15 protein-coding genes are annotated in these 21424 nt (G+C 45.9%); 7 read left to right on the top strand and 8 right to left on the bottom strand.

Going from position 1 to position 21424, the window contains the following annotated elements; genetic code table 11:
• The first annotated feature begins 43 nt into the window (after positions 1-43).
• The 4 genes from R8269_RS17780 (at position 44) to dhaR (ending at position 5944) form a co-directional block, all read left to right on the top strand.
• Positions 44-1996: a PTS mannitol transporter subunit IICBA gene (locus R8269_RS17780; RefSeq protein ID WP_005379710.1), complete on the top strand. Its 1953-nt coding sequence runs from the start codon at positions 44-46 to the stop codon at positions 1994-1996.
• 111 nt (positions 1997-2107) lie between these two features.
• On the top strand, positions 2108-3256 hold the full coding sequence (locus R8269_RS17785) for a mannitol-1-phosphate 5-dehydrogenase (protein WP_062730758.1): 1149 nt from the start codon (positions 2108-2110) through the stop codon (positions 3254-3256).
• A gap of 86 nt (positions 3257-3342) precedes the next feature.
• On the top strand, positions 3343-3873 hold the full coding sequence (locus R8269_RS17790; protein WP_005379708.1) for an MltR family transcriptional regulator: 531 nt from the start codon (positions 3343-3345) through the stop codon (positions 3871-3873).
• 145 nt (positions 3874-4018) lie between these two features.
• Entirely contained in the window at positions 4019-5944 is a 1926-nt protein-coding gene (gene dhaR, locus R8269_RS17795) for a dihydroxyacetone kinase operon transcriptional regulator DhaR (protein WP_215810557.1), read from the top strand.
• Positions 5945-6024: 80 nt separating this feature from the next.
• Here the strand turns inward: dhaR and ptsP are convergent, their stop codons facing one another.
• Genes ptsP through dhaK form a run of 3 tightly spaced genes read right to left on the bottom strand, consistent with a single transcriptional unit; the run spans position 6025 to position 10135 of the window.
• Positions 6025-8424 carry a phosphoenolpyruvate--protein phosphotransferase gene (ptsP, locus tag R8269_RS17800; protein ID WP_318222601.1) on the bottom strand — a complete coding sequence of 800 codons (2400 nt, stop codon included), beginning with the start codon at positions 8422-8424 and terminating at the stop codon, positions 6025-6027.
• Position 8425: 1 nt separating this feature from the next.
• A complete protein-coding gene (dhaL, locus tag R8269_RS17805; RefSeq protein WP_318222602.1) occupies positions 8426-9061 on the bottom strand; it encodes a dihydroxyacetone kinase subunit DhaL in 636 nt (211 codons plus the stop codon).
• A gap of 15 nt (positions 9062-9076) precedes the next feature.
• Positions 9077-10135: a dihydroxyacetone kinase subunit DhaK gene (gene dhaK / locus R8269_RS17810; RefSeq protein ID WP_005383055.1), complete on the bottom strand. Its 1059-nt coding sequence runs from the start codon at positions 10133-10135 to the stop codon at positions 9077-9079.
• Between the two features lie 353 nt (positions 10136-10488).
• Between dhaK and R8269_RS17815 the strand changes: the two genes are divergently transcribed.
• Positions 10489-11571, top strand: a complete 1083-nt coding sequence (locus tag R8269_RS17815; protein ID WP_318222603.1) for a glycerol dehydrogenase — start codon at positions 10489-10491, stop codon at positions 11569-11571.
• Between the two features lie 82 nt (positions 11572-11653).
• Here the strand turns inward: R8269_RS17815 and glmS are convergent, their stop codons facing one another.
• Together glmS and R8269_RS17825 are read right to left on the bottom strand one after the other, a co-directional pair.
• Complete coding sequence (glmS, locus tag R8269_RS17820; RefSeq protein ID WP_005437406.1) at positions 11654-13486, bottom strand: glutamine--fructose-6-phosphate transaminase (isomerizing); 1833 nt, start codon at positions 13484-13486, stop codon at positions 11654-11656.
• A 115-nt stretch (positions 13487-13601) separates the two neighbouring features.
• Positions 13602-14363 carry a DeoR/GlpR family DNA-binding transcription regulator gene (locus R8269_RS17825; RefSeq protein WP_005437403.1) on the bottom strand — a complete coding sequence of 254 codons (762 nt, stop codon included), beginning with the start codon at positions 14361-14363 and terminating at the stop codon, positions 13602-13604.
• 432 nt (positions 14364-14795) lie between these two features.
• Between R8269_RS17825 and pykF the strand changes: the two genes are divergently transcribed.
• Positions 14796-16208, top strand: a complete 1413-nt coding sequence (gene pykF / locus R8269_RS17830) for a pyruvate kinase PykF (RefSeq protein ID WP_258476720.1) — start codon at positions 14796-14798, stop codon at positions 16206-16208.
• Between the two features lie 160 nt (positions 16209-16368).
• On the top strand, positions 16369-17055 hold the full coding sequence (locus R8269_RS17835) for a GntR family transcriptional regulator (RefSeq protein ID WP_080773736.1): 687 nt from the start codon (positions 16369-16371) through the stop codon (positions 17053-17055).
• A 55-nt stretch (positions 17056-17110) separates the two neighbouring features.
• Here the strand turns inward: R8269_RS17835 and R8269_RS17840 are convergent, their stop codons facing one another.
• From R8269_RS17840 to R8269_RS17850, 3 genes are all read right to left on the bottom strand, one after another.
• Positions 17111-18991 carry a GGDEF domain-containing protein gene (locus tag R8269_RS17840; protein ID WP_005379698.1) on the bottom strand — a complete coding sequence of 627 codons (1881 nt, stop codon included), beginning with the start codon at positions 18989-18991 and terminating at the stop codon, positions 17111-17113.
• Between the two features lie 110 nt (positions 18992-19101).
• Positions 19102-19596, bottom strand: a complete 495-nt coding sequence (gene ilvN / locus R8269_RS17845) for an acetolactate synthase small subunit (protein WP_005379697.1) — start codon at positions 19594-19596, stop codon at positions 19102-19104.
• Between the two features lies 1 nt (position 19597).
• Positions 19598-21322: an acetolactate synthase 3 large subunit gene (locus R8269_RS17850; RefSeq protein WP_005379695.1), complete on the bottom strand. Its 1725-nt coding sequence runs from the start codon at positions 21320-21322 to the stop codon at positions 19598-19600.
• Between the last annotated feature and the right edge of the window lie 102 nt (positions 21323-21424).

The following is a 21424-nucleotide window of genomic DNA, read 5'->3' on the forward strand; positions in this document are numbered from 1 at the left end:
TTACTACAACAAGATTCATCAGAACATCGAACGGGGAATTGTTATGATATCACCAGATGCCAAGATCAAGATACAAAATTTTGGTCGTTTTCTGTCAAACATGGTAATGCCAAACATCGGCGCGTTTATCGCGTGGGGCTTTATCACTGCTCTATTTATCCCAACTGGATGGCTACCAAACGAAACGTTAGCCTCTATGGTTGGCCCAATGATTACCTACTTGCTGCCACTACTTATCGGTTACACCGGTGGTAAATTAGTTGGCGGCGATCGTGGTGCGGTAGTCGGTGCAATCACAACAATGGGTGTGATTGTCGGCACAGACATCCCAATGTTTATGGGGGCAATGATGGTCGGCCCAATGGGCGGCTGGGCTATCAAGAAATTCGATAACTACATCGATGGTAAAGTAAAAAGTGGCTTCGAGATGTTGGTTAACAACTTCTCTGCGGGCATCATCGGCATGCTATGTGCGATCCTTGCCTTCATCTTTATCGGTCCATTCGTAAAAATTCTTTCTGGTGGCTTGGCGGCTGGCGTTAACTTCCTAGTTTCTGCTCACCTACTACCACTGACTTCAATCTTCGTTGAACCTGCGAAGATCCTGTTCCTAAACAATGCGATCAACCACGGTATTTTCTCTCCACTGGGTATCCAACAAGCGTCTGAAACAGGTCAGTCGATCTTCTTCCTAATCGAAGCAAACCCAGGTCCTGGTCTAGGTATCCTGCTAGCTTACATGGTGTTTGGTAAAGGTACGGCTCGTCAAACTGCAGGTGGTGCATCAATCATCCACTTCTTCGGCGGTATCCACGAGATTTACTTCCCATACATCCTAATGAACCCTCGCCTAATCCTTGCGGCTATCGCAGGTGGTATGACTGGCGTATTCGTTCTAACTATCTTTAACGCAGGTATCGTTTCTCCAGCATCACCAGGTTCAATCTTTGCAATCTTGTTGATGACTCAGAAAGGCTCAATCGTTGGTGTTCTAGCGTCTATCGCAGCAGCAACAGGTGTGTCATTCGCGGTAGCAGCACTACTAATGAAGACACAAACGTCCACAGAAGAAGACGGTGATGAAGCAGCACTAGAAAAAGCAACATCACAAATGAAAGACATGAAATCTGCATCTAAAAACGATGCGGTGGTAAACAGCCAAAGCAAAGGTGACGTAGACCTAGCGACAGTACAAAGCATCATTGTCGCTTGTGATGCGGGCATGGGCTCGAGTGCAATGGGCGCGAGCATGCTACGCAAAAAGGTTCAAGACGCAGGTCTGAACATCCACGTAACCAACCTTGCCATTAACAGCTTACCAGAGAGTGCAGATATCGTGATTACTCATAAAGACTTAACGGATCGTGCTCGTAAGCATGCTCCAAACGCACACCACATTTCATTGACTAACTTCCTAGACAGCGAGATGTACAACCAGCTAGTCACCAAACTACTAGCAGCGCAAAACCAATCCGCAGCCAATGACGACCAAATGGTAAAAGTTTCGCTCGTGGCAGCAAACGACGACAACTTCGAGCCACAGCAAACGTCGGTGTTCCAAATCCAGCGTGAAAACATTCACCTAGGTTTGAAAGCTGCCAACAAAGAAGAAGCGATTCGCTTCGCAGGCAACAAGTTGGTCGAACTTGGCTACGCAGAACCAGAATACGTAGACGCGATGTTTGAGCGTGAAGCATTGGTTCCAACTTACCTAGGCGAATCTATCGCAGTGCCTCACGGCACGGTAGAAGCGAAAGACCGCGTGAAGAAAACCGGCATTGTAATCTGCCAATACCCATCGGGTATCCAATTTACTGAAGACGACGATGATGTAGCGAAACTGGTTATCGGCATTGCCGCTAAGAACGATGAGCACATCCAGGTGATTACCACCATTACGAACGCGCTCGATGAGCCGGAGGCAATTGAGAAGCTAACCAGCACCAACGATGTGGAAGAGATTCTAAACATCCTTGGCGGTCAACAAGCGGCTTAATTACCCCTTTAATTTGCTCCTGAGGCAAATGAGGTCAGCTGTCACCCCCAATGCGGTTGGCCTCCCCCTAGTTTCGTAAGTCAACATTTTAGACATTGGTAGGTAAGAATTATGAAAAACGCAGTTCATTTTGGCGCAGGTAACATTGGTCGTGGCTTCATCGGAAAACTCTTAGCAGATGCAGAAGTCGAGGTCACATTTGCAGACGTTGACGCTCCACTCGTCGACCAACTGAGTCACAAGCAAGAATACAAAGTAAAAGTGGTCGGTACTGAGTGCCAAATCGACACAGTAACTCACGTCACCGCGGTAAACTCAGCCAGTGAAGATGTCATTGACCGCATTGTAAAAACCGACTTGGTCACAACAGCGGTTGGCCCTAACGTACTGGACATCATTGCAAAAACCATCGCTACCGGCATTGCTAAGCGCTTTGCAGCAGGTAACGATAAGCCATTGAACATCATCGCGTGTGAAAACATGGTTCGTGGCACCACACACCTAAAAGGTGAAGTGTACAAACACTTGGATGAATCATTGCACGCGAAAGCAGACGAATTGGTTGGCTTTGTCGATTCAGCGGTAGACCGCATCGTGCCACCAGCAGAAGCAGCGAACGATGACCCACTAGAAGTGACGGTAGAGAGCTTTAGCGAATGGATTGTGGATGAGCAGCAATTCAAGGGCGAAATCCCTGACATAGCTGGCATGGAAAGAACCAACAACCTAATGGCATTCGTAGAACGCAAGCTATTCACTCTCAATACAGGCCACTGCATTACCGCTTACCTAGGTTGCTTGAAAGGCCATCGTACCATTCGTGAAGCAATTGAAGACCCAAGCATTCACGCTGAAGTAAAACAGGCGATGCAAGAGAGTGGTGAAGTGCTTATCAAACGTTACGGCTTCGACCGTGACATGCACAACGCCTACATCGAGAAGATTTTAGGACGCTTTGCCAACCCATACTTAGTGGATGAGGTGGATCGCGTAGGTCGTCAACCAATTAGAAAATTGGGTGCAAACGATAGATTAGTGAAGCCTTTACTCGGTACAATTGAGTATGGCACTGAAAATCAAACACTTTTGAAAGGCATTGCCGCTGCGTTGAAGTACACTAACGACACTGACCCACAAGCCGTAGAGCTACAAAACTCATTAAAAGAAGTGGGTGTGAAGAAGACGCTAGCGACATACACAGGTCTTGCAGAAGACAGTGCTGAAGTGGCTCAAATCGAGACACTTTACAACCAACTTTGATTTACCTAGGGGAGCTCGGCTCCCCTTCTATGCCCTTCTCTGCTTGAAGAGTTGGGATAGCTAATAATTAGAAATGTATTCAGTATATGGCAGATAACATCAACGAAACCGAGATCATTGAGCGATTAAACAGCGCCCCATCGGTACGAGGCTTTTTCATTGCAGCAGTCGACGTTTTTAACGATTCGATCGACGGGTTGGTGCAAAGAATCTTTCGTAAAGATAACTTCGCTGTTCAATCGGTTGTCGGTCCGCTGCTACAAGACTCTGGACCGCTGGGCGATCTGTCTGTTCGTTTGAAGTTATTGTTTGGCTTGGGGGTGCTCCCCGATGACATTTACCACGACATCGAAGACATCATCAAACTCAAAAACCAACTCAATAGTGACGCTTCAGATTACGAATTCACTGACCCGAATATTCTAGAACCAATTAAGAAACTGCACTTGGTGAAGAAAATGGGCATGGTACAACTGGAAGTCAGCGAACCAGATGACGACATCGACCTTGAGTTTTATCAGCTACAACTGCAACGTCAACAACAAATCATTAAGTCAGGGCTCTCACTTGCCATTGTCGAGATTTGCAATGAGCTCGGCAAAGACAGCCCTTTTTAATCGAAAAACTGGCAAGGAAGCCTCCTCAACTCGCCCCTCTTTTTGCACATTCTTCTATACAACGTGCGTGAAAGCCATCACAGTCCATATTCCGATGTCTCTGTAACATCAGACCAATCTATCGCTAGTATTGAAACGGTATCGCATGCTTTCAATCGAAGACACTAAAACTAAGTGGGAGTTTTTCCAGAAACACCACTGGGTATCTCCAGAATTTTCCCGCACTCCCGTCCTCGAGTCGTGGGAGCGTTGCATAAAGCAATGCAGCCCTTACACCTGGTCAAAACCACATATTGCCTCTGGATTTACCTTCTCATCTCTAATGAAGCGCAACGAACATCTCATCGAATGCGCCACGACCGTACTTGAAGATACGTACGATATGCTTGGTGACGAAGACCTGGTATTGATGGTAACCGATGGCAACGGCTGTATTCTCTCCACCGTCGGGCACGACTCTATGCGACAAGAGATGCAAGCGCTCGGCATAAAACAAGGCTGTTTTCTCTCCGAAGGAAAGATAGGCACAAATGCAGTCAATCTCTGTATCAACACTCATATCCCGTGTGAAGTTTTTGCTGCCGAACATTTCAATCGCCACTTGCACTCTTATGCCTCTGTAGCGGCGCCTGTTTTCGACCAATTTGGCAAATTACGCGGTACAACATGCCTTTTCAGAAAAGCGGAAAGCTATAAGAAAGAAGACTTAGTCATCATCGCGTCGAGCGCGAAAGAAGTCAGCTTGCAAATCCACATTCAGTCGGAACAAGAAAACATGAACCGCCTTACTTGTGCGCACAACGCAACGTTAGAATGCATGGATGACGGCCTTCTGGCCTGGGATGAAGAAAGCCGTATAACCATGGTAAATCACCAGTCCGAGCGCTTGTTAAACATTGAAGCCAGTCAGATCTTGGATAAAGAAGTCTTTTCTGTTTTGCGCTTCCCACCGAATGTCCTTACTAGTATTGAGTCAGGTGCGAGCATAAACCGTAAACTCACAACGGTAGAGGTTCGTGGCGAGTTTGTTGAGGCGATCATCACCTTGCGTCCACTCAACGACGGCACACACTTATTGTTCTTGCACCCTATCGATAAAATTCGCGAACTTGCTCAACAACAAATAGGTGGCAGTGCGCGCTATACGTTCAGCACTTTGCCCGTCATTTCACGAAAAATGAAGCATGTCATTACCGTGGCAAAACGGGCCATAAAGTCAAAATCACCGATTCTAATTACAGGTGAAGAAGGCGTAGGAAAAGCCACTCTCGCCATGGCGATTCATAACGAAAGCGCCTACAAAGAAGGACCATTCATTACGCTCAACTGCCGCTCCATCAATACAGAGCAACTGGTCAAAGAAACCCTGGGGTACGACGAAGGGCAAGGCATGCCTTCAAAGTTTGAGCTCGCCCATGGCGGTACGCTCTTTTTAGAAAAGGTGGAATATCTGTCGCCCGATTTACAAGCCGTGCTACTTAAGTTGTTAAAAACTGGGCTCGTCAGCCGCAGCGACAGTTTGCGATTGATCCCCGTAGATTTTCAACTTATTACCAGCACCGCTTCAGAGATCAGCGAGTATGTCACTCAGCGCTCATTTGGTCGGCAACTTTATTATGAAATCTCCTCGAACGAGCTGCATATTCCACCACTACGAAAGCGTAAAGAAGACATTGAATTTCTCGTCCAGCAGCTTATCAGCCATTACGAACGCCGCCACAATGTGACGATCTCGATAGAGCCAGTCGCACTGGAAGCGTTGATGAATTTTCGTTGGTCAGGCAATAACTCCGAATTAAGAAATCGAACTGAGCGAATTTTGCTTAACCGCAGTTCCAACTTAATCAAGCTGAACGATATTCCTGAAGACATTAAACTGAATTCTCGCCATACCGCAGAAAATACGCCAGTAATCACGTTAGAAGAAGCCGAGAGAAGAGCGATTGTTCAGGCTTGGAATCAGTGTGATGGCAAAATGCATTATATGGCGAAAGCATTGCAAATTGGCCGCACGACCTTATGGAGAAAAATTAATAAGTTTGGGCTGCAGGAGCAAATGAAGCTGTATTAAGTCGTGAATTGGCGTTCCTATAACAAAAGTAAAACCGGCGTAAGCACGCCGGTACAGGTGTACTAACGATAAGGTATCGATTAAACATCGACAGACAACTGACGAATCTGCGCTTTTAGTCCCGGTAGCATGCTCGAACTGGCGCTGAATTTTCGCAACCCCACGCGGAGCAATGTTTCTGTGGCATTTGGATCGCCAGCCATCTCACCACACATACTAACCGGTATGCCCGCGCGATCGCCTGCTGCACACGTGAGCTCAATGGCTTTTAGTACCGATGGTTCAAAGTAGTTCACCAATTCAGCAACAGCAGCGTTACCTCGATCGGCGGCCATAACATATTGAGTCAAATCATTGGTGCCAATAGAGAAAAAGTCGACTTCTTGGGCTAACGCATCAGCATTTAATACCGCGGCTGGCACCTCAATCATAATACCAACGGGCAAATGAGTCGCATCCAAGCCGAGTTGGTTTGCTTGATGCGCCAACAGCGCTTTTACTTTTCTCACTTCTTCAACCTGAGCCACCATCGGTATCATCAATTGAATATTCGGTTGCTCGTGAAAGGCTCTCAGAATGGCTCGAAGTTGAGCGGTAAACAATGACTCATGTTGAAGGCACAACCGCACCCCTCTCAAACCTAAAAATGGATTATCTTCCGCTGGCATAGGATAAGCGGCTAAAGGCTTATCACCGCCAACATCTAGACTACGAATCGTAAGTGGCTTATCACCAAGTGCGGCGGCAATATCACGATACACTTGGTATTGCGCTTCCTCAGTTGGCAACTCATCACTGTTTTGAAATAGAAACTCAGTCCGAAATAGACCAACGCCCTCAGCTCCTGATGTTAGTGCATCATCAATATCTTTCGGTCCACCAATATTGGCGAATACTGGAGTATGGACACCATCACAGGTGACTGCGGCTTGCTGAGCACTCGCTAATGCACGTTGTCGGATGCTTTGCCACTCAATTTGCTGAGCTTCTAATTCCTGCTGTACGGCATCTGAAGGAGAGAACCATAAATGCCCTCGGAAGCCATCAATAGTCACCACTTGACCAGCACGCACAGCATCAAGGCAGCCCTGAGCTTTAACGATGGCAGGAATCCCCATCGCACGAGCAAGAATCGCACTGTGAGAGGTTTTCCCTCCCTCACTCAAACAGATACCAAGCACTTTCGATTTATCAAGCCCGGCCACATCAGAAGGCATCAGGTCGCGGGCCAACAAAATACTCGGTTCCTGAATGTCGATGGCATTAGGCGTTACGCCTGTCATTTCGACCATAACTTGGCGTGCGATATCATGTACATCTGCTTCGCGTTCCCGCATGTACTGACTTTCTGCCTGGCGAAACTCTTCGGCCAACGTTTGCAGTGATTCTACCCAAGCTTGCTCGGCTATCATGCCCGTTTGAATTCGCGACTCGACCGATGCCCATAATTCTGGGTCACTGAGCATCATGCTATGAGCAGCAAATATTTCCCCTTTCGGCTGCTTCGCTTGCTCCTGCAAATGTTGAACAACCACGCCTATCGCACGCTTAACCCGTTCAATTTCATCTTGTTCACTTTGGAAATCACGTTCAGGCACTGCTGGCATTTCATGAGTAAAAAGGACAGCAGGAGCAGTAGCGATACCGTCATTGACTCGAATACCAACAACAGCACCTTCAATCTGATTTGAGGCCATGCCATCGAGCAGAGTATCTGAACTTTCTTCAGGTTCGATAATGCCTTGCTCAACCGCCTCTTTTTCTCCGAAGTGCTCATAAGCTAAGGCTTCAAATGCCTTGATTGCTTCACTGGATTGAGGTCCAAGTGCGCATAAGGTGATCGTCTCTTGACTACGAACGCCAAGTTTCGCAATGCTGTTCAAGCTTTTCGCGTTCACACGGCGCTCGCCTTTTTTCAACCATAATTGGCAGTCGAAAGGCGCGAGTGCACCAACAATGGCCGCAGCGGGACGAGCATGTAATCCATGCGGATTTTGCACTACCCAATCAAATGTCCGTTCTTGCTCAAAGTTTTCTGATACTGGCGCTATCTCAGCGGATGTTAGTGGCTGATCACCAAGGTGCTCTTGTTTTACGCTTAACGCATTCTGTGCCTCTTCGACTACCGTCGATAAAGGCAGTCCGGCGGCGGCAGCCACCGACGCCGCCATGGTTCCTTCAACAATAGGTGCCGAGATAAGGGTGACATTTTCCCTCACATGATCATCAATCAGATCCAGAGCCATTTCCGTGCTAAGCAACGCGCTGCCAAGATCCATCAACACAACAACCCCTTGTTGATCATGTACCTGCTCAATCGCTTCCATCACGGCTATGGCATCGGTTCCGATCGGGTTCTCTGGATCATCAATCCCAGCCGCAATCGCAAGCTTGGCTTTGCCTTGCGTCATTTGGGTGGCAAGTTCGGCCACCCCTTCCGCAAGGCGACGACTATGAGATACAACTACAATTCCCACCATCTTAATTACCTGCTATTGCCTGCAGTAGTGCTTTAATCATTAACAAAGAAGAGGTTGCGCCGGGGTCTTGGTGACCAATACTACGTTCACCCAAATAGCTTGCTCGCCCTTTTTTCGCCAACATTTCAATCGTGGAAACCGCGTTCGTTTCTGCTAGCTCAACCATTTCATTCAATAAATGGTCAGCGCTCATGCCATTTTCTAACGACGCCTTCACGCTAACTAAAACGGGTAACCAAACATCACACATGGTTTTATCACCCAGTTCCGCTTTACCACGAGACACCACGCCATCCACACCGCTTTTTAGTGCATCAACCAACTCTTCAAACGTTAGTTGCTCTCGAGTTCCGACAGCGGCAGCCGTGCGAATAAACAGCGTGCCATACAGCGGGCCACTTGCCCCACCGACACTAGAAAGCAAGGTCATGCCCGTATTCTTGAGAATGCTGCCGATATTTTGGTCCGCAAATTGCGGCAGTTTTTCCGCGACTTTTTTAAAGCCTCGGTTCATATTGAGACCATGGTCTGCGTCACCAATATCACGATCAAGGTCGGTCAGAAAATCTTGATTCTCTTGATACGTTTTTGCACATAGCTCTAACCAGTGAACGATATGTTGTTTTTCAATTTGCATGTTTGCTCCCCCCTGTTACCACTTGATCGCGGCCGTATCGACAGGAGCATCAAACAGCTCCAACATCTCTTTATCTGCCTTCAGCAACGTAATTGAAACGCCTTCCATATCGAGTGATGTACAGAAGTTACCAACCATATTACGCACGATACGGAACCCTGCTTGCTCACAGTTATGAGCAAGACGGCGGTACACTCCGTAAAGCTCTGAAGTTGGCGTACCGCCCATACCATTCACCATCACAATGTAGTCGTGTTCAGCAGCAAAAGGCTCAATGCTGGATTCCACTTCATCCCATTCACCTTCGTCACGATTCCAAATACGCAAAGTGCGCTGATAAGGTGTGTTTTCAGCAACTTCAGCAAACATTTCATCCACTAACGTATCGACGTCGGTGTATTTCACTCGCTTGATACCTGGTTCACCATGGATACCAACACCAAACTCCACTTCATCATCTTCCAGAACAAAAGATGGTTTACCCGCCGCTGGCACAACACAAGCATTAAGCGCCACGCCAAATGAACGACAGTGATTATTAACGCGACGAGCCAGTGCTTCACATTGCTCCAACGAATAACCTTTGTTCGCGGCAGCCCCAACTAACTTCTCAACCAATACCGTTCCAGCGACGCCACGGCGACCAGCGGTATACAGGCTGTCTTTGACTGCAACATCGTCATCCACCAACACCGACCCAACTTTAATGCCATCGGTATGAAGGAGCTCCACGGCCGTTTCAAAGTTCAACACGTCGCCGGTGTAGTTTTTAATGATAAACAGCACGCCCTCACCAGTATTCACTTGGTTACCACATTCGTACATTTGATCAGGCGTAGGTGAAGTAAATACCTCACCAGGGCAGGCGCCTGTCAGCATGCCTTTACCAATAAAACCTGCGTGCAAAGGTTCATGACCACAGCCGCCACCAGAAACCAATGCCACTTGCCCCGGCGTTTCCTCATGCCACATGTAACGAGGTTCGTAGTTAGCTTTTAGCTCAGGGCGGGACAATGCCAGGCCCTCCATTTGCTGCAATACAACATCATCGACTTGGTTAATTAACTTTTTCATCGTTCTATCTCATTCCATTTATATTTTTATGTAGGGTATGAATTCATCTTAAACAGAGAAAAAACGTGCTCAACAAAAATCAATACGTTTCATATTGAAACAACGACTTCGGTATTTTCGTTTCAATATGAAACGAAAAACGACGAATTCGCTTGAATAGTGATCGGCGCCATAAAGCATGGTGATGCTTATTACTTCTGACAGTCGGTTTGACACAGAGGTCATAAAAGCATGGAACAAAACCAGAGATATCCTTCACCACTTACCTCACCAAACCTAATATAAACCTTATCGCTACAATGGATTTTCATTGCAGTCCAAAACACACATAAAAAAGGTTAAAGGTTTGAATTATGGACAAAATTATTATCAGCCCAAGCAAATACGTCCAAGGTGAACAAGTACTTACATCTATCGCTCACTATGTGAAAACATTGGGTGAACGTCCGTTAGTCATTGCCGATGAGTTCGTGACTAACCTGGTTGGTGATGACGTCAAACAAAGTTTTGCTGACGAAAAGCTTCCACTCACTATGAACATTTTTGGTGGCGAATGTTCGCGCGTTGAGATTGAACGCATCACGGACATTTGTGCGACTCAAAAACACGATGTCATTGTCGGTATTGGTGGCGGTAAAACCTTAGATACAGCAAAGGCTGTTGCGTTTTACACCAAAATTCCTGTCGTGGTGGTTCCTACGATTGCCTCGACTGATGCGCCGACATCAGCTCTTGCGGTGATATACACACCTGAAGGTGAGTTTGCAGAATATTTGATGATCCCTAAAAACCCAGACATGGTCATCATGGATACATCAGTCATCGCCAAAGCCCCTGTTCGCCTACTGGTATCGGGGATGGGCGACGCGCTTTCCACCTACTTTGAAGCTCGTGCCAACATGACTTCTGGTAAGGTAACAATGGCTGGTGGGTTAGCGACGCGTTCAGCACAAGCGCTTGCGAAACTTTGCTATGAAACCTTGCTTGAAGATGGTGTAAAAGCCAAAGCTGCGGTAGAAAATGGTGTGAGCACCAAAGCGGTAGAAAATATTATTGAAGCCAATACATACCTAAGCGGTATCGGTTTTGAAAGCAGTGGCCTAGCAGGCGCTCACGCTATTCATAACGGCCTAACCAAGCTCGAAGAGTGTCACCATCTCTATCATGGTGAGAAAGTCGCGTTCGGCACGCTTGTTCAATTGGTGTTAGAAAACGCAGCGATGGAAGAGATTAATACGGTTCTCGCCTTCTGCCGCTCTGTGGGTCTACCAACCAACTTATTTGATATGGGCGTTAAAGAGCTTAATCACGCTAAGTTGCGCGAGGTCGCCGAAGCTTCAACGGCCGAGGGAGAAACCATCCACAATATGCCATTCCCAGTGACGGCAGAAAATGTCTACTCTGCTATTCTAACCGCTCATCAACTGGGTCAATAACTCACCCCCTTAAAGTGGGCTTAAATAAAAAAGCGGCACATACTCTCGCATGTGCCGCTTGGATTTTTGCTGTTAAGCGTAATTACTCTACCGTTACTGCTTTCGCTAGGTTACGAGGTTGGTCTACGTCCGTACCTTTGATCAACGCTACGTAGTAAGACAGTAGCTGCATTGGGATGGTGTAGTAGATCGCCGCCGTGATTTCACTAACGTGTGGCATAGTGATGATCTTCATGGTCTCATCGCCTTCGAAGCCTGCATCAGCATCTGCGAATACGTAAAGCAGGCCACCACGAGCACGTACTTCTTCAACGTTTGATTTCAGTTTCTCTAGAAGATCGTTGCTTGGTGCAACAACCACAACTGGCATATCTGCATCGATCAACGCTAGAGGACCGTGTTTCAGTTCACCCGCTGCGTACGCTTCTGCGTGAATGTAAGAGATCTCTTTCAGTTTTAGAGACGCTTCCATCGCGATTGGGTAGAATTCACCACGACCTAGGAATAAAGTGTGGTGCTTATCTGCAAAGTCTGGTGCTAGTGCTTCGATTTCTTTTTCGAAAGATAGCGCTGCATTGATTTGTTTTGGCAGAGCGTGAAGCGCTTCTACGATCTCTTTTTCTTTCTCTTTGCTGATGCGGTTTTGTTGCTTACCAAGAGCAGTTACCAGCATCAGTAGTGCTGAAAGCTGAGTCGTGAACGCTTTAGTTGATGCCACGCCGATTTCCACACCTGCACGGGTCATAAATGCGAAATCAGACTCACGAACCAAAGAAGAACCCGCTACGTTACAGATGGTCATTGCCGCCATGTAACCTTTCTCTTTTGCTAGGCGAAGTGCTGCTAGCGTATCTGCGGTTTCACCAGATTGAGAAAGCGTGATCAATAGGCTGTTTGGACGCGTCACAAACTTGCGGTAACGGAATTCAGAAGCGATTTCTACGTCACAGCTTACGCCAGCAATGTCTTCGAACCAGTAACGTGCTGTCATACCTGCGTTGTAAGACGTACCACATGCCACGATTTGTACGTGCTCAACTTTGCTTAGGATTTCTGCCGCGTTTACACCAATTGCCTCAGTAACAACAGAATCAGCCGTGATACGACCTTCCATTGTGTTGATCAGCGCAGTTGGTTGCTCGTAAATTTCTTTCTGCATGAAGTGACGGTATTGGCCTTTATCGCCTGCGTCGTGTTCCGCGTTTGATTCTGTGATTTCACGTTCTACGCGCTCACCTGTTGCATCAAATACAGTCACATCACGACGAGTGATTTCTGCTACGTCACCTTCTTCTAGGTACATGAAACGACGTGTCACGTTAAGAAGCGCAAGTTGGTCAGAAGCAAGGAAGTTTTCACCCACACCAAAACCAATTACGATTGGGCTGCCTGAGCGTGCTACGACGATACGTGAAGGGTCTTTACGATCCAGCGCTACTGTGCCGTATGCGCCATCCAGTTGTTTTGCTGTCTTTTGTACTGCTTCTAGTAGCGTTTCTGAAGTGCGAAGTTCCCACTCAACCATGTGAGCGATAACTTCAGTATCCGTTTGAGATTCAAATACGTAACCACGAGATTGAAGTAGCTCACGCAGCTCTTCGTGGTTTTCGATGATGCCATTGTGTACCACTGCGATGTCACCAGACATGTGTGGGTGTGCGTTCACTTCTGAAGGTTCACCGTGTGTTGCCCAACGAGTGTGCGCAATACCGGTACCACCGATCACTTTTGCTTCGTCTACTGCGTCTGCCAGCTCTTGTACCTTCCCTAGACGACGAATACGCGTTAGGTTTGTCTCACCATCAACAATCGCAACGCCCGCAGAGTCGTAACCGCGGTATTCCAAGCGACGTAGGCCTTCAACTAAAATTTCTGCAACATCTCGTTGTGCTACTGCACCTACGATTCCACACATGTGTTTATCTCCGTTTGTAGTTTTGTTCTTCCCTGACCATGATTTCAAATAGAGGCAGCAAGCAAAGGCCTTTATCCAGAGGGAAGTGAAATATGAAACTGTTTACATTATTAGATTAGGCGCAAATGACTTTAACGCCATGTTGTTCAATCTGTATTTTGTGTTCTGGCTGTAACTCTGCATCAGTAACCAACACATTAATTTGGTCCCAAGCGAGTTCTAAGTTCGGGATCTTGCGTCCTACTTTCTCTGACTCAATCATGACGATGACTTCACGAGACACTTCTGCCATGACCTTGCTTAAGCCAACTAATTCGTTAAACGTGGTGGTACCGCGTTCTAAATCGATGCCATCAGCACCAATAAACAACTGGTCAAAGTCGTAAGCTCTTAATACAGATTCGGCTACTTTGCCTTGGAAGGATTCTGAGTGCGTATCCCAAGTTCCGCCTGTCATTAACAGGGTTGGTTCGCTCTCTAATTCGTTAAGTGCATTGGCGACATGCAACGAGTTTGTCATTACAACCAAGCCTCGTTTGTCGTTTAATTGCTGAATCAGCGCAGCCGTTGTACTGCCACTGTCGATCACAATTCGGTTATGTTCTCGGATCAGTGATGCCGCAGCTTTTGCCAGACTTAACTTTCGACTCGAAACATTTGGACTCATTTCCTCATGGATAACTTCCGTTGGAATCGCAATTGCACCACCGTAACGGCGCAAAAGTTGTCCGTTTTTCTCTAAAGAAGCTAAATCCTTTCTAATCGTGACCTCTGAGGTTTCAAACTTCTGCGCTAGCTCATCTACGCTAACTTCCCCAAGCTCATTTACTAGGTTAGAAATGGCGTGTCTTCTTAGTTGAGTGTTTCGTTTCGACATTTAAATTTTGATTTTAAGTTTCGGTTTGAAATTTATTATAGTCAAAACGAAACTTTTAAGTCCATTTATTTCGATCCAAAAAATTAATATTTCTCGATAAAACCTTGTCCTAAGACAATTCTTAAACAGTGATATTGGATTCATTCGGTGGTAGAATTCGCCACCGAAAAGAAAAAAAATTACAGAATTGACGGTTATTTTTTTGCAACTTTCTGCATATAAAGTGGGATTAGTCACAAAAAGGTAACCATAATCGCCGATCTTTTAGTCATAAAATGACTAAACTTGGTGAAAGACTTTCAGAATCTGAAGTTCCAATAATGTGGCGGAAAATCGGTGGGTGGCAGGCACTAAATGTCATCAAAGCGCCCTAACTTCAGAGTAAACAACCGACTTTCAAATTGTAACTATACTTACCGGAGAGTATCTTCCATGAAAAAGACCAAAATCGTATGTACGATTGGCCCTAAAACTGAATCTGTAGAGAAGCTAACTGAACTAGTAAACGCTGGCATGAACGTTATGCGTCTTAACTTCTCTCACGGTGACTACGCAGAGCACGGCACTCGTATCGCGAACTTCCGCCAAGTAATGGAAGCTACAGGCAAACAACTTGCAATCCTTCTAGACACTAAAGGTCCAGAAATCCGCACTATCAAACTAGAAGACGGCAACGACGTTGATCTAGTAGCTGGTCAAGAATTCACTTTCACAACTGACATCTCAGTTGTAGGTAACAAAGACAAAGTTGCAGTAACTTACGCTGGTTTTGCTAACGACCTAAACGTTGGTAACACTATCCTAGTAGACGACGGTCTAATCGAAATGGAAGTTCTTGCAACTTCTGAAACTGAAGTTAAGTGTAAAGTTCTTAACAACGGTGCTCTAGGCGAAAACAAAGGTGTTAACCTTCCTGGCGTTTCTGTAAACCTACCTGCACTATCTGAAAAAGATAAGAACGACCTTAAATTCGGTTGTGAGCAAGGCGTTGACTTCGTAGCTGCTTCTTTCATCCGTAAAGCTTCTGACGTTCAAGAAATCCGTGAAGTACTTGCTGCAAACGGCGGCGAGAACATCCACATCATCTCTAAGATCGAAAACCAAGAAGGTGTTGATAACTTCGACGAGATCCTAGAGCTTTCTGACGGCATCATGGTTGCTCGTGGTGACCTAGGTGTTGAAATCCCAGCTGAAGAAGTAATCTTCGCTCAGAAAATGATGATCGAGAAGTGTAACCGTGCACGTAAGATGGTTATCACTGCAACTCAAATGCTTGATTCTATGATCAATAACCCACGTCCTACTCGTGCGGAAGCAGGCGACGTTGCTAACGCAGTAATGGACGGTACTGACGCAGTAATGCTTTCTGGTGAAACTGCTAAAGGTAAGTACCCAGTTGAAGCGGTAACTATCATGGCTCAAATCGCGAACCGTACTGATTCAGCTCTAAAAGCTGAGCTAGGTTCTCGTCTAGACAGCCCACGTCTACGCATCACTGAAGCAGTATGTAAAGGCGCAGTAGACACAGCTGAGAAACTAGCTGCTCCACTTATCGTTGTTGCAACTGAAGGCGGTAAGTCTGCACGTTCAGTACGTAAGTACTTCCCAACTGCAAACATTCTAGCGCTAACAACTAACAAGAAAACTGCTGCACAGCTAGTTCTAACTAAAGGTGTTACTCCTGTAGTTGTTGATTCAATCGAAAGCACTGACGCATTCTACGTAGCGGGTAAAGAACTTGCTCTAGAATCAGGTCTAGGTAACAAAGGCGATATCGTTGTTATGGTTTCTGGCGCTCTAGTTGCTTCAGGTACTACGAACACAGCTTCTGTACACGTACTATAAGACTGAACTTTTAACACTTCAGTTTCTTGAGAAGGAGGGCTTATGCCCTCCTTTTTTATATGGCTTTCTTGCTCTCATAATAGGCTAATTGTATTATTCACCTCTATCAGAATTTCGTACTGTTTAATTTTATCGTCACGATTAAAGTTTCTTCTATGAGGTGTATGTGTCTAGTCCCACTCTTACCGACAAAGTATTAAGAATGATCCGTCAGGATATTCTCGATGGCGAGCTTAAACCAGGTCAAAAACTCGTGGTTGCCGAACTCAAAGAGAAGTACAACTTAGGAGCGTCACCCATTCGAGAAGCATTGGTGCAATTATCTTGGAGCAAATACGTCAAACTCGAGCCGCAAAAAGGCTGCTGGGTTGCACCTGTATGTAAAGATGAGTTACATGACTTGTACGAAAGCCTGCAAATGGTCTCCGCATGCTTACTCAGTAAGGCAATTATGATTGGCGATGAAAAATGGGAACTGGATGTACTAACTGCTTATCACAAGTTATCCCGAGTAAAACCTGGCGAAAGCTTTTGCTGGAGGGAATGGGAAGAGCGCCAAAATCAGTTTCTTACTGCGCTGTTTGAAGGTGCTGGCTCTGTCAATATGTTTGGGTTTTTCCGCGATCTACTCACGCAAATTAAACGCTACCAATACTTCGCGATGCAGATTTTAGGCACAGGGAACCCTGGGCACTGTAATCTCGATGAGCAAGAAATACTGATGAAGGCATCACTAGACAAAAAGAGTCAGGATGCTTTAGGTTATCTAGAGCGTTATTTGAGACAGTCAATACAGTGTATCGAAGCCGCCATCGATAACCAATGTCGCATACTGGCTAGCGAATAACGCTGAGACTGAAAAAGCGGGGGTCTATCCCCGTTTTTTCGTTTTTGTAAAAGCACTAAGCAATATCATCATAACTATGACATAGCGATACGCAGTTACGCCCTGCACTTTTTGACTCATACAAAGCAATATCAGCACATTTATACGTTCTTGTACGATCAGAGGTTAAATCACTATACCCAGCACTGACAGTAATGCCTCTATCACTACGCATTTGAACCGCGACACGTAGCCTGTTCAATACAATTTCAGCCTCTTCTAGTGTTGTATGCGGCATAATCACTGCAAATTCCTCACCACCGACACGAGATACAAAATCTGTGCTGCGGACTTCTTCTAGGAGGGTTTCTGCGACACTACAAATCACCTTGTCTCCTTCGTCGTGGCCAAGCTCGTCATTAATACGCTTAAAATGGTCAATATCAAACAACGCCAAACAAGCAGGAGGGCTATCAGGATAGCGTTCAATAATCCCCGCATATTGCGCCAATTGCTCTTCAAATTTTCGGCGGTTCCACAACCCCGTCAAGCCATCTTTTTCGCTTAGGTTTCGTAATTTTTCTTCTAACTCTTTTTGCCCAGAGATATCCACCAGCGACGTAATGTAATAACTCACTTTACCTGATTTGGTTAAATTCGCCTGAATACGCATTATTGCAGTAAAGACTTGATTAAACTTAGTTCGACAACGAATCTCCCCTTCCCATACGTGTTCACTCTTCAGTGTTTTCCAGATACTCAGGTTTGCTTCGAGATCTTCAGGTAAGAGAATTAAATGATGTGCACTCCAACCTTGGGCATGCTTGGTTGAGTAACCCATCATGTTTTCAAACTCTTGATTAACCATGATGATTCTATGTGAAGCATCCGAGATCATCACCGCAGTCATACCATCAAGAGCAGCTCGAGCCAACTTCGATTCCATACTATGACGCCGATAATGCAGAGCAAGGGCTGCCGTCGGCAAAGTGAAGCCGAGCACCAAACTTAGAACAAAAAACGCTTCTTGGATTAAGTCATCAATATCCCTCTGAGCTCGGGATAATAACTGCTCATTGGTAAGATCAATAACCAGATGAAGAGGTTCGCTAGAAACAAACTGGATGGTGCGATACGCGACCAAATTCGAACCATTGTAAGCATAGCCCGAATCTTTTGAATTTAAACTACGCCAAATGTTTGGGTACATCCGGCCAAAATTAAATTGAGAGCGAGCGGGAATTATATGGCCATACAAACGAGCTGATTTAGGGCTATCAATGTAAAATCCGTCACTCTTAATCAGCTCAATATGGAAATCAAGCACTGACGAATAGTTGAGTCGAGAGGATAAATAGTCAATATCAACATTAAGCACAAGATACCCTTCGCGCTTTCCGTTAAGCGAAATAGGCATCAAAATACGCAGTGACGGGCTATAGGGATAGACTAACTCGCCATACTCTCGTTCTAAACCTATCCCCCACGAAGCGATTTCGCCATCGTCTAAGTTCTTAGCGAATTGAAAGTAATCTCGCTCTGACTTATTTTGCAATTTGATCGCGGGCAACGCAGCGCCTGTTTCAATCTCATAATTAATCCTCACTTTTTCTCGACCAGAAACATCAAGAAAGCGAATTTGCTTATACAACTTTTGATTGATTGCGACCGAGATCCACATGTCTTCTAAGATGGAACGGTTCACCCGGTTAGGTTGGCGCAGATATTCATACAGACTTTGGCTGTGACCAAGTAGGTCACTGATCGTTTCGATTTGATCCTGAATATTGCTGTATTCACGGCCAGTATAGGCCAATTGATGTAACGCTTCTTGAGCGGTGTTCTCAACATTGTTTTCTAACAACGTCAGATATTTCTGATAGTAGTAAGCGGCAGTGAGTGCACTAAAAAATAGTGCTGTCGCCAATAAGGTGCCGACTCGCTTAGGTACTTTCACACGTCTAATGCCTATCATGCTTACTAAAACGACAATTATATCATTAATTGTTATTTTCTAAACAAAAAAGCCACTTAGATTAAGTGGCTTTTCTATATGCAATCAGAGAGTTAAGGTTTGAGGGCTCGCTCTCCTCGCGCAATGCCAACGACACCACTACGAGCAACTTCGACAACTTCGGTCACTTCGGATATCGCTTGAATGAAGGCATCTAGCTTTTCACTCGTACCCGCAAGTTGTACGGTGTATTGGGAAGCCGTGACATCCACGATCTGGCCACGGAAGATGTCTGCCGTCCGCTTCACTTCTGCTCGCGCAAAACCACTGGCTTTCACTTTCACCATCATCAGTTCACGCTCAATGTGCTCATACTCGGTGACTTCTTGTACTTTCAGCACATCGATCAATTTGTGTAACTGCTTCTGAATTTGTTCCAACTGCATCTCATCAGATGTCGTGGTAATGTTCATTCGCGACAAGGTTTCATCATCAGTCGGTGATACCGTCAAAGATTCAATGTTGTAACCACGTTGAGAGAACAAACCAACAACACGAGACAACGCACCCGGTTGGTTTTCCAATAGCAATGAAATAATGTGTCTCATATTAAGTTCTCTCCGTTTTGCTTAGCCACATTTTATCCATACCCTCACCTTTGATTTGCATCGGGTATACGTGTTCGGTTTCGTCTACGTTGATGTCCACAAACACCAGACGATCTTTCATATCCAACGCTTTTTGTAGCCCTTCTTCGAGCTGATCAGGCGTTTCGATACGAATACCGACGTGACCATAAGCTTCTGCAATCGCTGCAAAGTCAGGAACAGAACTCATGTAAGAATTAGAGTGACGACCTTGATAAATAATGTCTTGCCACTGTTTTACCATGCCTAAGAATCGGTTGTTCAGGTTGATGATCTTCACCGGAATGTCGTATTGCATGGCTGTCGACAATTCTTGAATATTCATCTGAATACTGCCGTCACCAGTCACAACCACGACCTCTTCTTGTGGCATGGCAAACTTCACGCCCATGCCAGCCGGAAGACCAAATCCCATGGTGCCAAGACCACCAGAGTTTATCCAACGGCGCGGCTTATTGAATGGGTAGTACAGCGCCGCAAACATCTGATGCTGGCCCACATCAGACGCCACATATGCGTCACCATTAGTTAGCTTGTGCAGCGTTTCAATTACTTGCTGTGGCTTGATTCGTTCTGGAGACGTTTCATAAGACAAGCAGTTGCGGTCACGCCATACTTGAATGTCGTCCCACCATGCGGTGATAGCATCTTGATCATTTCCACTACCTTGCTCTGCAAGCAGCCCGAGCATGGTTGTCAGCACTTTTTCCGCAGAACCTACGATCGGCAAATCCACTTTCACGTTTTTCGAGATCGATGACGGATCGATATCAATATGCATCACTTTTGCGTTTGGGCAGTACTTTTCAAGGTTGTTGGTTGTACGGTCATCAAAACGCACACCGATACCAAAAATAAGATCCGCTTCATGCATTGCCATATTAGCTTCGTAAGTGCCGTGCATACCCAACATGCCCAGTGAGTTTTTATGTGTACCCGGGAATGCCCCCAAGCCCATCAAAGTACTCACAACGGGTAGGTTCAGTTTGTCGGAAAGCTCTAAAATATGTTCATGGGCGCCAGAAATCACCGCACCACCACCGATATAAAGCACTGGTTTTTTCGCTTCTAATAGCGATTTAAGCGCTTTTTTAATCTGGCCTTTATGGCCCGAAGTTGTCGGCTTGTAAGAGCGCATTGAAAGCGTTTCTGGATATTGATAAGGCAGTTTGATTTGCGGGTTCATTACATCTTTTGGCAAATCAATCACAACTGGACCAGGTCGACCTGTAGTCGCGATATAAAACGCTTTTTTGATTGTTTCAGGAATATCTTCCGCTTTTTTTACTAAAAAGCTGTGTTTGACCACTGGGCGGGAGACACCGACGATGTCACACTCTTGGAAAGCATCATTACCAATTAGGCTATTCGGTACGTTACCCGAGATAACGATCATTGGGATAGAGTCCATATAAGCCGTGGCAATACCAGTAATGGTATTGGTCGCGCCCGGCCCCGAGCACACAAGTACGACACCCGGTTTACCGGTAGCTCGAGCGTAACCATCTGCCATATGAGTGGCGGCTTGCTCATGCCTTACAAGTACGTGTTTGATTTGATCGGTTTTGGCATGCAGTGCATCGTAGATATCCAAAACAGAGCCACCTGGGTAGCCAAAGATCTGCTCTACGTGCTCTTCTATCAGAGATTGAACCACCATCTCTGCGCCTGACAACATTGCTGTCATAATTGCTCTCCTTAGCCAGTTTCCTCACCGTAAGGTCAACGGATTGGTCTGGTTTTACATAGTCTAGGTCTTATTCGTAGCCTAATCGAAATACTTCCACGT

The organism is Vibrio sp. Vb0667, assembly GCF_033391095.1.

What these genes read in the sequence shown, in the direction of transcription:
- R8269_RS17815 (WP_318222603.1), top strand. Translation starts at nt 10,489, where the DNA reads ATGGACAAAATTATTATCAGCCCAAGCAAATACGTCCAAGGTGAACAA.
- R8269_RS17790 (WP_005379708.1), top strand. Translation starts at nt 3,343, where the DNA reads ATGGCAGATAACATCAACGAAACCGAGATCATTGAGCGATTAAACAGC.
- R8269_RS17785 (WP_062730758.1), top strand. Translation starts at nt 2,108, where the DNA reads ATGAAAAACGCAGTTCATTTTGGCGCAGGTAACATTGGTCGTGGCTTC.
- dhaR (WP_215810557.1), top strand. Translation starts at nt 4,019, where the DNA reads ATGCTTTCAATCGAAGACACTAAAACTAAGTGGGAGTTTTTCCAGAAA.
- R8269_RS17850 (WP_005379695.1), bottom strand. Translation starts at nt 21,322, where the DNA reads ATGACAGCAATGTTGTCAGGCGCAGAGATGGTGGTTCAATCTCTGATA.
- ilvN (WP_005379697.1), bottom strand. Translation starts at nt 19,596, where the DNA reads ATGAGACACATTATTTCATTGCTATTGGAAAACCAACCGGGTGCGTTG.
- glmS (WP_005437406.1), bottom strand. Translation starts at nt 13,486, where the DNA reads ATGTGTGGAATCGTAGGTGCAGTAGCACAACGAGATGTTGCAGAAATT.
- ptsP (WP_318222601.1), bottom strand. Translation starts at nt 8,424, where the DNA reads ATGGTGGGAATTGTAGTTGTATCTCATAGTCGTCGCCTTGCGGAAGGG.
- dhaK (WP_005383055.1), bottom strand. Translation starts at nt 10,135, where the DNA reads ATGAAAAAGTTAATTAACCAAGTCGATGATGTTGTATTGCAGCAAATG.
- R8269_RS17780 (WP_005379710.1), top strand. Translation starts at nt 44, where the DNA reads ATGATATCACCAGATGCCAAGATCAAGATACAAAATTTTGGTCGTTTT.
- dhaL (WP_318222602.1), bottom strand. Translation starts at nt 9,061, where the DNA reads ATGCAAATTGAAAAACAACATATCGTTCACTGGTTAGAGCTATGTGCA.
- pykF (WP_258476720.1), top strand. Translation starts at nt 14,796, where the DNA reads ATGAAAAAGACCAAAATCGTATGTACGATTGGCCCTAAAACTGAATCT.
- R8269_RS17825 (WP_005437403.1), bottom strand. Translation starts at nt 14,363, where the DNA reads ATGTCGAAACGAAACACTCAACTAAGAAGACACGCCATTTCTAACCTA.